This is a genomic window from Nonomuraea sp. NPDC051941, assembly GCF_044593615.1.
This window is the reverse complement of sequence record NZ_JBIUCF010000111.1, coordinates 1-12,729: the sequence shown is the minus strand read 5'-3', so window position 1 is coordinate 12,729 and position 12,729 is coordinate 1. Positions and strand designations below refer to the sequence as shown.

13 protein-coding genes and 1 tRNA gene are annotated in these 12,729 nt (G+C 65.1%); 5 read left to right on the top strand and 9 right to left on the bottom strand.

Annotated elements, in window-relative coordinates; translation table 11 throughout:
- The 4 genes from ACIHFD_RS67140 to ACIHFD_RS67125 all read right to left on the bottom strand — a co-directional run.
- Positions 1-925, bottom strand: a 925-nt coding sequence (locus ACIHFD_RS67140) for a heavy metal translocating P-type ATPase (RefSeq protein ID WP_397375846.1), incomplete at its 3' end; no start/stop codon positions are given.
- 19 nt (positions 926-944) lie between these two features.
- Positions 945-1,877 carry a hypothetical protein gene (locus tag ACIHFD_RS67135; RefSeq protein WP_397375845.1) on the bottom strand — a complete coding sequence of 311 codons (933 nt, stop codon included), beginning with the start codon at positions 1,875-1,877 and terminating at the stop codon, positions 945-947.
- A complete protein-coding gene (locus ACIHFD_RS67130) occupies positions 1,874-2,086 on the bottom strand; it encodes a heavy-metal-associated domain-containing protein (RefSeq protein ID WP_364267437.1) in 213 nt (70 codons plus the stop codon). Before ACIHFD_RS67130 ends, ACIHFD_RS67135 begins: the two co-directional genes overlap by 4 nt.
- Positions 2,087-2,151: 65 nt before the next feature.
- Positions 2,152-3,486 carry an MFS transporter gene (locus tag ACIHFD_RS67125; RefSeq protein ID WP_397375844.1) on the bottom strand — a complete coding sequence of 445 codons (1,335 nt, stop codon included), beginning with the start codon at positions 3,484-3,486 and terminating at the stop codon, positions 2,152-2,154.
- A 368-nt stretch (positions 3,487-3,854) separates the two neighbouring features.
- Between ACIHFD_RS67125 and ACIHFD_RS67120 the strand changes: the two genes are divergently transcribed.
- The 3 genes from ACIHFD_RS67120 (at position 3,855) to ACIHFD_RS67110 (ending at position 4,806) form a co-directional block, all read left to right on the top strand.
- A complete protein-coding gene (locus ACIHFD_RS67120) occupies positions 3,855-3,974 on the top strand; it encodes a DLW-39 family protein (protein WP_020542320.1) in 120 nt (39 codons plus the stop codon).
- Between the two features lie 15 nt (positions 3,975-3,989).
- A complete protein-coding gene (locus ACIHFD_RS67115) occupies positions 3,990-4,718 on the top strand; it encodes an HAD-IA family hydrolase (RefSeq protein WP_363985833.1) in 729 nt (242 codons plus the stop codon).
- 15 nt (positions 4,719-4,733) lie between these two features.
- Positions 4,734-4,806 (top strand) — tRNA-Ala (locus ACIHFD_RS67110).
- A gap of 605 nt (positions 4,807-5,411) precedes the next feature.
- Here the strand turns inward: ACIHFD_RS67110 and ACIHFD_RS67105 are convergent.
- Complete coding sequence (locus ACIHFD_RS67105) at positions 5,412-6,386, bottom strand: DUF4360 domain-containing protein (RefSeq protein WP_397375843.1); 975 nt, start codon at positions 6,384-6,386, stop codon at positions 5,412-5,414.
- Between the two features lie 1,090 nt (positions 6,387-7,476).
- On the opposite strand from ACIHFD_RS67105, the gene ACIHFD_RS67100 reads away from it, so the two are divergent.
- Positions 7,477-7,734, top strand: coding sequence for a CPCC family cysteine-rich protein (locus tag ACIHFD_RS67100; RefSeq protein WP_397375847.1), 258 nt, complete (start codon positions 7,477-7,479; stop codon positions 7,732-7,734).
- Between the two features lie 171 nt (positions 7,735-7,905).
- On the opposite strand, the gene ACIHFD_RS67095 is transcribed toward ACIHFD_RS67100, so the two are convergent.
- Entirely contained in the window at positions 7,906-8,709 is an 804-nt protein-coding gene (locus ACIHFD_RS67095; protein ID WP_397375842.1) for a hypothetical protein, read from the bottom strand.
- Between the two features lie 387 nt (positions 8,710-9,096).
- Complete coding sequence (locus tag ACIHFD_RS67090; RefSeq protein ID WP_397375841.1) at positions 9,097-9,576, bottom strand: hypothetical protein; 480 nt, start codon at positions 9,574-9,576, stop codon at positions 9,097-9,099.
- Positions 9,577-9,692: 116 nt separating this feature from the next.
- Between ACIHFD_RS67090 and ACIHFD_RS67085 the strand changes: the two genes are divergently transcribed.
- A complete protein-coding gene (locus tag ACIHFD_RS67085; RefSeq protein WP_397375840.1) occupies positions 9,693-10,391 on the top strand; it encodes a hypothetical protein in 699 nt (232 codons plus the stop codon).
- A gap of 208 nt (positions 10,392-10,599) precedes the next feature.
- Here the strand turns inward: ACIHFD_RS67085 and ACIHFD_RS67080 are convergent, their stop codons facing one another.
- The gene (locus tag ACIHFD_RS67080) at positions 10,600-10,974 is read right to left on the bottom strand and encodes a hypothetical protein (RefSeq protein WP_397375839.1); all 375 of its coding nucleotides are present in this window, start codon (positions 10,972-10,974) and stop codon (positions 10,600-10,602) included.
- Between the two features lie 374 nt (positions 10,975-11,348).
- Positions 11,349-11,891, bottom strand: coding sequence for a hypothetical protein (locus ACIHFD_RS67075; RefSeq protein WP_397375838.1), 543 nt, complete (start codon positions 11,889-11,891; stop codon positions 11,349-11,351).
- Positions 11,892-12,729: the final 838 nt, after the last annotated feature.

Sequence of the window (12,729 nt, the reverse complement as noted above, 5' to 3'; positions counted from 1 at the left end):
CGCCCGCGTTCACCGTCGCCCCGGTGACCGCGTCCCCGGGCCGCACCTCCACCGGCACCGACTCGCCGGTCAGCATCGAGGCGTCCACCGCCGAGGAGCCTTCGAGGATGACGCCGTCGGTGGCGATCTTCTCGCCGGGCCGCACCACGAACGTGTCACCGGCCTCCAGCTGGTCGGTGGGGATCCGGCGGCCGTCGGCCAGCTCCACCTCCTTGGCGCCCAGCTCCAGCAACGCCCGCAACGCCGCCCCCGCCCGCCGCTTGGAACGGGACTCGAAATACCGGCCGGCCAGGATGAACGCGGTCACCGCCGCCGCGGTTTCCAGATAGATGTTGCCGGAGCCGTCGGTGCGCTCGATCGTGAAGGCGAACGGATGCGTCATCCCCGGTGTGCCCGCGCTGCCGAAGAACAGCGCCCACAGCGACCAGCCGAACGCGGCCAGCGTGCCGACCGAGATCAGCGTGTCCATCGTCGCGGCGCCGTGCCGCAGGTTCGTCCAGGCCGCCTTGTGGAACGGCCAGCCCGCGTACACCACCACCGGCGCCGCCAGCACCAGCGACAGCCACTGCCAGTTCGTGAACTGCAACGCCGGCACCATCGCCATCGCCACCACCGGCACACTCAACACCACCGCGGTGATCAACCGCTGCCGCAACGGCCGCAGCTCGTCCTGCGGGGGTGCTTCGCTCGGGGCGGGGGCAGCCGGTAGCGCGGCCGTGTACCCGGCCTTCTCCACCTCGCTGATCAGTTCCTTCGGGTCCACACCATCCGGGAAGGTGACCTTCGCCTTCTCCGTCGCGTAGTTCACCGTCGCGCTCACACCCTCGAGCTTGTTCAGCTTGCGCTCGATCCGGTTCGCGCAGGACGCGCAGGTCATGCCACCGATCGACAGCTCGACGGATCTGTCCTGGGTCAGGGAAGTCATCACCCCTCCTTTTCCTGTTTCAGTGCCCGTGACCGCTGGTGCCCGGCTGAGCCGGTCCCGCGCCACTCGCCCGGGCGGTGAAGTCCGCGGTACGGACCTTGCCCTCATGCTGGAAATCCAGGAACAACCGGTAGTCACCGCCGCTGGGCACTTCGGCGTAGAAGGTGATCTCCGGCCCCGCCTTCACACTCTCCTCCGGATGCACGTGCAGGTAGGCCAGATCACCGGCCCGCAACGCCACCAGATGCCCGTACGCCCCCAGATACGGCTGCAGGTCCGTCACCGGCTTGCCATCCTTGCTCACGCTCAGCGTCAGCTTGCTGGCCTGGCCGGGCACGAGATCACCCGCCAGGGAGACCGTGTAGCCGTCCACCTCAGCCGTACGAGCCACCGGAGCAAGAGGCTGCGGCTTGTAGTCCCCCGCGACCAGCAGATCCGCACCCAGCGTCAGGTTACCGCCGCCCACCGGAGTGAAGTCCGCGAACGCTCGGTACGCGCCCGGATCCGCCAGCGTCAGCCGCACCGACCACGCCCCGTCCCCGTCCCCGTCCTGGACGGGGTGCAGGTGCTGGAAGCTCGCCAGATCCCGCGACACCACGATGAAATGCAGCTTCTTGTCATGCTCGACCTGGTAATCGGTCACCGGCCTGCCATCAGGGCCAGTGACCGTAAAGCGGAAGTCGGTCGGCTCGCCGGCCTTGACGGTGGTCAACGGGTTGAGGGTGTAACCGTTCTCGGACACTTGAAGCCCCCTAGGGGTATCGCTCTTCGTCTGTTCGTGCTTGCCTTGCGGGGCCATCCCGGCGTGGTCCTCTTGCGGGGCCATCCCGGCGTGGTCCTCGACCTGCGCCGGGGCCGCCGTCGGGCCGGCCATCTGGCCCACGCCCAGGGCGCCGCCGAAGACGACGGTCAGCCCCAGGACGTAGGCGCCGAGCTTGGCGGCGGCGTTCATGCCTGGCCCGCCAGCTCGTATCCGGCCTCCTCGACCGCGGCGGCGATCTCCGCGCGGTCGACGGGGCCTTCGCTGTTGACCGTCAGCAGGCCGCCGGCCAGGTCCACCTCCACGGAGGTGATCCCCGCGACGCCGCTGACCTCTTCCTTCACCGAGCTCACGCAGTGGCCGCAAGTCATGCCCTTGACGATGTAGGTGGCGGTGCTCATGACGTCTCCTTCTTCGTAGTCTAACACCCTACCCCCCTAGGGTATCTAGAAGGGTTTTTGGGGATTCAGCCGACAGGGTCGCTCTCGCGTACGGACGGCCTGCGCATGAGAGCGGACGTGAGCGCCGCGCCCAGGACGGCCACCACCGCGGCGCCCGTGAAGGCGGCCTGGAAGCCGAACTGCTCCTGGGAGGTGGCCAGCGCGGTCATGACGGCCAGGCCCAGCGCGGAGCCGACCTGGTAGGTCGTGTTGACGATGCCGGAGGCGAGGCCCGCCTCCTCCGGGCGGGCGCCCGACATGGCCGACATCATCGCCGGGATGTACGCCAGGGACATCCCGACCGCCGCGATCAGGCTCGCGGGGAGCACGTTCGTGGCGAACCCGCCGGTGAACCCGAGTCCGGCCACCCCGGCCGCCAGCACCGCCAGCCCGACCACGATGAGTGGCTTGGCCCCGAACCTGCCCAGCAGCCTTGCGGTGATGCCGATCATGAAGATCATGATCGCCACGGTCATCGGCAGCAGCGCCGCGCCACTGGCGAACGCGCCGTACCCGAGGACCTGCTGCAGGTAGAGGTTGAGGAAGTACCACATGGGAATCCAGGCCGCGCCGAGCAGGGCCATGGCCAGGTTGGAGGTGGCCAGGCCGGGCGTGCGCCAGATGGCCAGGGGCATGAGCGGCTCTCTGACCGTACGCTGCACGAACAGGAACAGGGCGAGCAGCGCCGCGCCACCGAGTCCGGCCGGCCAGTTCGCGGCGACGATGGCGTACACGACGAGCGCGATGCCCGCGGTGACGGACGCGGCGCCCACGAGGTCGACGGATCCGCGCTTGCCGCGCACGGCGGGCAGCAGCCTGGTGGCCGCCAGCGTGGCCAGGCCGATCGGGACGTAGATGATGAAGACCCAGGGCCAGCTCAGATACTCGGTGATCACGCCACCGAGGAACACGCCCGCGGTGCCACCCGCCGGGGCGGCGGCCCCGTACAGTGCCATGGCCTTGCCCAGCTCGCGGGCGTTGTGACCGAAGAGCATCATGAGCAGCGCCATGGCGGCGGGCGCGATCAGCGCCCCACCGATGCCCTGCACGGCACGCCCGGCCACCTCGACCCAGGCGGTGGTGGCAGCGGCGGCGACCACGGATCCGGCGATCAGGACCGCCCATCCCGTGACGAACACCCTGCGCGCCCCGAACAGGTCGGCCAGCCGCCCGCCGAGCAGCAACAATCCGCCGAAGGCGACCACGTAGGCGTTGAACACCCACTGCAGCCCGCCGTCGGAGAAGCCTAAGTCGCGCTGCATGTCGGGGAGCGCGACGCCGATGATGGAGGTATCCATGATCACCATGAACTGTGCCGCCGCGAGCACGATGAGCGCCCACCAGCGTCTTTCGTCAGCCATGACGTAACCCCTTCCTTTCCTTGCTACCCCCAGGGGGTATATCTGGGAACGGCGAGGAACGTAACACACCCCCCTGGGGTATGTCCAGTTCGAAGTCATGCGCGCTCGGGCGCGATATTTGGCATGATCGAGCTGTTGCCTGACGGGTGGCCCCCTGAGTGGAGGGGGATGGACACGGAGAGGAATCCGAGATGTCGTGGGGGATGGGGTTAACGCGCCTCACCTGGGGCTGACCACTCGTTCTCCGCGCATTCCGCGCATCTGGTCTGTGCGCAACACCGGGAGCGCAGCCATCCCTTGCTAGGCTGCATGTCAACCGTTGGGTCTCACCCCGGCAGGTGAGGCCGTCGAAGAAGTGGGGTCACACCGTGAAGAAGCTGCTCGTTCTGGCGCTGATCGCCCTTGGGGGGTTGCTGATCTGGCGTAAGGTGCAGGCCGACCGCGCAGAGCTCGATCTCTGGACCGAGGCGACCGGCAGCGAGAACTAACCGACCGGCGAGGCGATGAGTGACGTCGTCCCCATCAAGCTGGTGTGCCTGGACCTGGCAGGCACCACAGTCGGTGACATCGCCATGGTCGAGCGCGCCTTTGCCGAGGCGATCGCGACCCAGGGCATAGTGCCCGGGACCGGAGCATACGCGCGTGCCATGGTTCACGTGCACCGGTCCCGGGGCTGCCCCAAGATCGATGTCTTCCGTGGGATCTTCCCCGGGAACGAGGCCCAGGCGCAAGCGGCGAACCTGACGTTCGAGCGCTCCTACGAGGGCACTCTGGAGCGGGCGGGTCTCGTCCCCATGCCCGGAGTTCTGGAGGTCCTCGACAAACTCCGCGGCACCGGCATCAAGCTCGCCCTGATCACCGGCTTCAGCCGCACCACCCTGAGCCGCATCCTGAGCGTCCTCGGCTGGCACGACAAGATCGACCTGGCCATCTCCCCCGAGGACGCCGGCGGCCGCGGCCGCCCCTGGCCGGACATGGTCCTGCACGCGGTGCTGCGCCTGGGGGCGGAGGACGTCCGCCAGGTGGCCGTCATCGGCGACTCCGAAAGCGACATGCTCTGCGGCAGGCGCGCGGGGGCGTCGATCGTGGCGGGGGTGATGACCGGGGTCCACAGCCGGGAGCGCCTTCTGAAGGGCGGCGCGACCCACATCCTTGACTCGATCGCCGACTTCCCTGGTTTGGTACTGAGCGATGACCTTGGTACGACGCAGGTAGCTTCGTCCGCCCGGTAAGCTATCTTCGTCGAAGGGGCCTTAGCTCAGTTGGCAGAGCGCCTGCTTTGCAAGCAGGAAGTCAGGAGTTCGAATCTCCTAGGCTCCACCTGGGAAGACTCTCCCTCGCCGATCACTGTGAGGCGAGGGAGAGTGACAAACTGCGTGACTACCGCGTCCGTGGTCACGCATCTGTCGCCTGTGGTGACCGCCGTCCTGAAGCGATCGTCCTCCGCGAGCCGCTCACGGTCCCCATGGTCGCGTGCTTGATGGCCTAGCCATGACACGCGAAGTGCAGCAAGCGAACAACCCCCTACCTGGGTGATGGGTATGTCAACTTGGAAACCCGATTTTGTGCCCTGATCGGGGCCTTGCCCCCCGCTCAGAAGTTGGACTCTGGGTCGCCGCTGCTCACCGAAGCTGACCGCGGCGGATCGCACGCTGGTCGCACACGGTTGGCACTCCTGCGCCGAATCGGCTCCTGGGCGATGGTGAAGGGCGGCCTGGATTTCGCCCGGTGTCCTTGGTCGGGCCGGGAGCGAGGGGCCCGTACGCTGGCCCGGCGGGTCGCGCAGGTTCCTTCCTGCCCGCAACTGTCCGACCTGGGTCCCCTCGCTTCGGGACCCGGCGCGGCCAAGGTGGGTAAAGCAGGTCGCCCGGCTCCGACCTCGACCGCTTCGTCCCGAAGCCACATCACCGGAGCGTCGACCTGACTCAGCAGGAGGTGGTCGTCTCGGCTATGCAGGAATCGGTGCCCGGCCCGCCGTTAGCGGTGTCGGTGCCTGGCCCGCCCAGGATCCGGTCGTTGCCGGCTTCGCCGTCGAGGGTGTCGTTGCCGTCGTCGCCGCTGATGTCGTCGTCGCCGTTGCCGCCGAAGACGGTGTCGTTGCCGGCACCGGCGGAGACCCGGTCGTTGCCCGCGAAGGCGAGGATGACGTCGTCGCCGCCCAGCGCGGCGATACGGTCGGCGAACGGTGACCCGCAGATGACATCGGCGCCCGAGGTGCCGACGATGGTCTGCCCCGAGGTGGCGGTGCGCCGGTCGATGGTGCAGCTCGGTCCGTTTTGGAGCGTCCCGTCGACACTGTTGGTGTTGAAGAAGCCGCTGCCGGTCTTTGCGGGGTTGTTGGTGAGGACTAGGCCCGTTTCCCCGTTTAGCGCGCGGGTTTCGCCCTGCGCCGACGCCACGTCGTCGTGAAGCAAGATCCGGTCGGAGAAGAGGTACGTGTCGTCGTGTGGCCCCGAGATCTGCGAGCGAACCGACTGAGCCGGGACGGGAGCACCGCGGAAGTTGTAGCTTGCGCTCTGCGTCGCGCTCATCCCTGCTTGGTCCATGAGCGCGTAGCCCTGGTAGGAGAACTTGGCGGTGGAAAGCGAGGTCCCCGGCGGGGTATGCACGTTCAGCGAGAGCGTGCATTCCTTATCCGAAGCATCACCACCAGATTCGATGAGCGTCTCGTATGAGCTGAATGTAACGGTGAACGACTTCCCGTCGGGGCTGATCGCCGCCTCCCATGTCCCGGGCGGGCACCCGTTTCCGTTCGCACTGACGCTCGAGATGTATGCCTCGGCCGGGTTGGGGACAGAGGATGCCGCGACCGCGGGCGTCATGACTGCTGCGGTGAGGACGGCGGCGGCGAGTGTACGTGCGGCCAGCTTGGGGAGTGTGTTGCGCATGATGAATGACATAGGGCATTCCTTTCCGCGGTTAGCATTTCCAGCGCGAACGTCAGATAATTTCCTGAGGCTCGTTGACCTGTGTCAGATCGAGCTCGTGAATGGTGTCGCGGTAGCGCGGATGCCGGGGTTGTTCTTTTTTCGCATACGCCCGCACCGCTGCGATAGTGCGATAAGGGAGATACCCCAGCGTCAATCATGAAAGACGCGCGCACGTTTATAAGCGGGCAAATAATCAGCAAGGAGCGAAAAGAGGGAGTGTCCTTGATGTCCGAATATCCGCCAGTAAAATGGATATTATTCCGACGTGTAGCTCCCGAAAGATCCGATTCGCGCAGATATGCCATGATTCCGAGAATCTGGCCCCTGGCGCGGCGGTGGGCCGGGGACAGCAACCGCGCCATATTCGGGCGACCTTGAGCGGCCGTTAATGACCCTGCGAGCAGCGCAAACGACCTGTAGCGATCTCGCTGCCGAGATTTCGTGACGAAAAGGCAACAGCGTGGCATGGGGCAACTCTCCGGCCAGTCCCCCAGCGGCGGCGCGCGTGCCGGCAAGCGGCACTTCCCGAACCTTGTGAGCCGCCGACTTCAGGCAGGGCAATCAGCGCGCGAGGAAGTCCACCGGGACACATGTACACGCGATCGGCGGCTTACCCTGGTGCGTCCGGCCCGGCATGGCTGTGCCTGCCCGACGAGGAGATGATCACTGCCTCTTTCTGGCAAGCTGGCCTGACCGATGTCTTCACGAGTGCCGATGATATGCAGAATCTGTTGTACGATCTTGCCCGACACAAGACTGCTCCAGTGATCTCAGCAACTTAGGGTCAGGCATAAGGGTCGCGCCAGGCGTCTTAGGCGGACTCATAGCAGTTCCATAGCCATAGTGAATCGCAATATTTTCTGCTGCTAAGACAGAATTGAGCAAGTGCCCCATCAGGCGTGCCATAAATTCGTAAAACGGGGAATCATCTGCATCGGTTCGCCCGTATAGAGGTATTAGCTCAGAAAATCTATCCTCCCTCATGAAGGTTGCTGAGGCAAGGTTCTAAATACGGGATTCAGACTGTTCGGCCTCATAAGCGGGGTGGCTCCATGGCGGCCTGAAGCCGACTGCGCTCCCGCCCGGCCCTCCCGGCGTCGGTCAGCCCCCGCCCCGCGCATCTCTCACCCAGCCAGAACTATCAGGAACCGACACACTACTGTCAGGCCGATGCCCCCGACATCACCCAATCAAGTTCAGTAACTACGAGGTGAGCCTCACGCAGGGTCGGCGGAACTTCGCGGAGTTCGGCGCGAGTCGGAGACAGGCCCTACCCCACGTCCGAGCTCCTCGCCCTGACGAGTATCCCGATAGGTGATCTTGCTAACGCTGCTGCTAACGACAGCCCTGAACGACCATGGACAAGTGTGGAATCCCCGAGGCCGGACGCCCCTTCCGAACTGGTGCTCATGTCGACGATGGACGCCTGCGGACATCTCCGATCTTGCTACGGATCAGGAGGTCAAGCGTCCATCGAAGCCGGAGCGGCTCAGGCTGACCAGCGCCATCGGTCGAGGTCGACCCACTCCGCTTCGAGGGCGGCGGCGAGTTGGCCACCGAAGGCGACAGTTCCCTCGTGGGAGGCGAACGCGATCCAAGTAAGCGAGCCATCGCTCCACACGCCCTCGGCGCCCGTGTACCAGGGTGCAAACATCTCCACGTCAACGAGGTAATCCGCGCCGTACTCGCGTAGCTCTGTCACACGGCCGCCGCTCATCTCGACCAGTGCGGCGCGCACCTGGGCGAGTCCCTGCTCATCCCACATCGATGCCTCTGTCAGCACGAGCGCGTCGGGCGGGGTTGGCTCGGCGAGCATCGGGTGCCACGACCTGCCCACTAGCCCCCACCGCTGCTGCAGCTGTTCCTGCCGTTCGGCCGACTCGGCAGGCGTCAACACGCGCCGGTACGCCAACGGTGTCACCCGAAGGCCGCCCCGCGTAACCCAGCCTTGCAGAGTCGACTGGAACAGATGGCGTTCCTCAGCCATGGCCTTGGCCGCCGCCTCGTTGGCCGCCGGCTGGGTGAACGGGGACTGGGCCCTGTCGGCCGCCGCTGCCAGAGCGTCGACGAGGCCGGAGAACTCGGGCAGCCGGTCTGGATCAAGCCGCTCCACCTGTTCCAGGATCGCTGCGACCACGTTGTAGCGAGGGGAGATGCGCCAGGCTTCGGGACTGTAGTCATACCCGCCCACCGCCCGCCCCTGGTTGGGCAGCTCAACATACCTGTCAGCCAACTCGTCGTAGCGCTCTATTAGATACCGGCGTGCCGCCACGTGCAGTGTTACCGAGTCCACGCCACAGAATCCCATGATCTAGCCGCGCCGCGCTCTCATGCCGGGCATAGGACGGCCCCTGATGTCCATCGCCTGGCACAGGCGCATAGAAATGAGCAGATTATCGGCCACGGATACGCTGTCGACCAGGCAGTGGTGAGGCTGTGACAATCGCCTGCCTCGATTCTCGTGGTCGAGAGCGGGAGCGATCGCTACCGCACCCCTTGCCGTCGGGAGGCCATGGCCGAGGTGACAGCAACGCTGACAGCAACATCCCCACACGCGAGCACATGCCGGCTACCGTCCACCCCTCTGACGACGGCCTTCTCTGTCTGAGCAGGGTGAATGGACCGCCTGAAAAGCGGACGCTCGCAACCGCCCGCTCCGCCGACCTCTGCCCCGGCCTAATTAACTATGGGTCTCCCTTACCTGGGCGGCTGCTGCCTCTGTGAAGTCCAGTAGGGCACGGCGAGCTTTGCGTCCCCGATCCCTCCGGTCCGACTCATCGGCAGCCTGCGGGATTTCCTCGGTAAGTTTCAGCGCGGCCGAGGCAAGCTCGCTGAGCGTCCCGTTCGCTGCCACAAGGCGCAGCCTGAAGAGGGCCGAGGTGGCATCGGCTCGCTTCTGGTACGACGAATCCCGTGCCACGATGAACGCCTGGCTTTGCGGGTTTTCCTGCTCGATATGCCACCGGTCGTTCTGGCTCTGCCGGAAGTCGGTCAACGCGCCGGCAAAGGCGCTGTAGGAAGCTAATCGCTCCTGCCAGAGTCTCTTTTCTCGCGCGGCCTGGCGGGCCTGCTTCGCCGCACGAGCCTGGAACACGTACGTGACGGTGGCCCCGAGCAACGTTCCTACGACCGCGATGATGCTCGTTATCGCGCTTGCCATCTAAGCAGTGGAACACAGGGACACTGTCTGCCTTGCCTCCAGTCGGTCATCGGCTGTGCGCCACCGGACGGACGGTGTGGCCCATCGGTGCTGGCGGCGTGGAGGCATGCAAGGAGATGTTGCTGGCATCCGATTGGATAAGGTTCATGACTGCTCACGATGTGGCGCGTCTGCTGCCCGATATTCCGCAGCTCCGTGATCTGTGTCGCTCCATGGCGGTGCTGGAGGCCGTCCTGAGCCTGGAATGGTCCAGCCGCTACCACTCCTTTGACACAGGCTGGGGCCCTGGGGAGGAGATGGCCTCGATGCGCAACGGCTCGGGAGACGAATACTCCATCGTCTTCTCTGCCGCGGGTGCGTACATCCGCGGATTCGCTCACGAGGCGGTGATGAGCCCCTACGGCAACGACGGACCGTGGCCGGGGGTGCTCGACTCCGTCCCCGAAATCTTCCGCCACTGTGTGCAGGAGCCCGCATTCTGCGACGAGGACGGTATGCCGGTCGTGACCGCCTGCCTGTGGCGTGAGGCCGGTGATGACTGCTGGCGGGCAGGTGAGATCGACTACCCGAACGACGTGAGCGATCCCGATGGGGCGGCATATCTGTTCGCACGGCTCGTTGATCCGTCTCCGGAGGCGTTCCAGCGGTTCGCGGAGGACTACTACGAGGTACCCGTGGACCTCGGTGCGGTGCGACACGTCTACGCCCTCCGTCCGCTGACGCAGACGGTGGTCACCACGCTGAACGCTGACCTTTCCATAGAAGACCTCGCCGACGATCTAGCGGCAGCCCGATATCCGTCCGTTGCCGGCTGAGAAGCTAGGAGGGCCAGCGCGGCTCTTCTCCTGCGCGAGCTGGGAGGCAACAGCGCTGAGGCGCGTTGGCAGAGCGCTGTACAGCAGCGCGCGCTGCAACGCCGCCTCACGCAATCCCATCGCATCGACCCATATCCACCGTGTTGAACAGAACGATCAGGGCGGTTGGTCCGCCTGATAAGCGGACTCGTGCTGGACACCGAGGAAGCTATCTCCGCATGAAAGGGGCGTCGTAGGCAGGCGGTTGGCCGTTCATCAACTCGGTCAGGTCATCATCGGTGAGTGCAAGCTCGAAGGCGTTGCCTGCTTGCTGCGGATTCCAACCGTTACCGAGCGCCATGCGTATGGTCGCCGTCACGAGTGCTGGCCGTATGGCCATCGTCCGTTCTCCCCACCACGCGTCCGGTCGCGAGCAGGGGAGCGACACCAGAAGGACACGACCCGATGCGTCGGCCAGTTCTACGGCGAATGTCATCGGGCCCCAGCTGTTCCCCTGGCAATACGTGGGCTTACGACGGACGTGCCAGCGGAATACGGTGCCGTCGGCGGTGATGAGCCGCGAACCCTTCTTCGGGATCGCCATGAGCAACCTCCTGCCCTATTCCGTGGGATGGCCGAGAACAGCGCGAAACGACGAGAGCCAGCCGCAACAGTAACTCCTGGTCAGGCTTCTGATCGACAGGTTTCCGCAGGTGGCCACGGAGGGCATCGGAGATCACCCAAATCTACGAGGGGTCGCTCTGGCGTTCGCCGGTCAGTGGCCCGAATGCTTGAGTGGAGACATGAGCGGGCCTACCACAGACAGCGAGCTACGAGAGGTTGACTGCCGTGCGCAAACAGCAACGCCTGCTCCCTGGCATGTGCGGTTCCTTGACGACGACGTGGGGGCTACCGGTCGACGGGTTCTGCGAACCGCAAGTACTCGGCATCGGAGTACTGACTCCGTATGCAGCAGTCTCATCGAAGTGCGAAAAGTTGCAGCAACTCCGCTTGCTCCGGGTTTACCGTAAATAGCGGGTTATTTGCGCCCGGGTAAATCTCAGCTGCTGTCCACTGCGCGGCTCGGACACTAGAGGCAGTCCCGATCCTTATTCCGCGCGTACGGAGCTCCGCTAGCAACTGACTAGCGTCAAACAAGTACACCGACTCGATACACCAAGGACGAGTGCCGCCTCGCGACGAAGCCGCTGGTGATGCGGGCCCCGTCAGCACGAGATAGTAGTCCGGCTTCGTCCGCACCGTAATATCCAGTAGGCCCTCGCGCTTGAGATACCACTTCACGTTGACGGTCTGACCACGCAATGGGCCAGACGTGAACCGACCGTCGACTGCGGCGGCCACGGCGGATGTTTCCAACTCGATTCCAAAGACTTGCGCCACGATCCATTCGCCCAGATGGCCCGCGGTCATGGGACGCTGAATAATCGCTGCGATCTTCTCGTCAATACCGTTCCGCTCCCTCAGCAACGCGGCAATCTGCTCTATGTCGACGTCGCTCATGCCGCCCCGCCTTCCGCTCCCCCGCCTACAGGCCGATGTGTTCCGCCTACCGAAAGACCGGAGAGTCAGCAAAGTGCCGGTCGCACACAGCCCACCAACTCTCTCCGCCGGCATCACGCACCAGGACGCTTCGGGTGGCTCGGTTTGGGCAAGGTGCTCCCCATGTGCATTCGCCGCGCCGCGCTGGGCTTTGGGTGCCGTGCACGCTGGCATCCCACTCACGTTCCTCTAAAAGCTCCACGCCTTCAACCTAGCTTTTGCGTCTTCGCCGTCTCTAGTCTTGGTCTGGTCTGGGCTTTGCTCCCACCGAGGATGACGACACCCGGGATGCCAACGCCGAACGTCGGGTGACCGACAGGCAACGAACTGTGCTGAGCGAGGTCCTTGGGCTGCCCTGTATTGAGCCGCAGCCGCCTGCAATGCTTTCCGAATCTTCCTTCGGCATGGTGACCACTGGCTACCGGCTTGTGATGCTGGTCATGCTGACTCCGCTGCTAACATCCGGCCCTGGACATTTTTGGACCGGCCCCACAGTTGCTGTACAGCAGCCTGGTACAGCAACGCCGACGCACATGGGCACGCGTCACCAGTCGCCATCTGCCGCTTGACCAGGAAGAAGACCGCCCCACGTAGTGACTGGCCCCCGTTTGCGAGCAGGAAGTCAGGAGTTCGAATCTCCTAGGCTCCACCAGCAAAAACATCCCGCCACAGATCATGTGACGGGGTGTTCGTGCCATTAACGTGCCATTAGATCCAGATCCGCCCTTCGGGCGTGCTCGCGTGGATGAGAATCGGGGGGTGTGCTGCCCGCCGACGTCGGTCCGCTATGGCTCGTGGA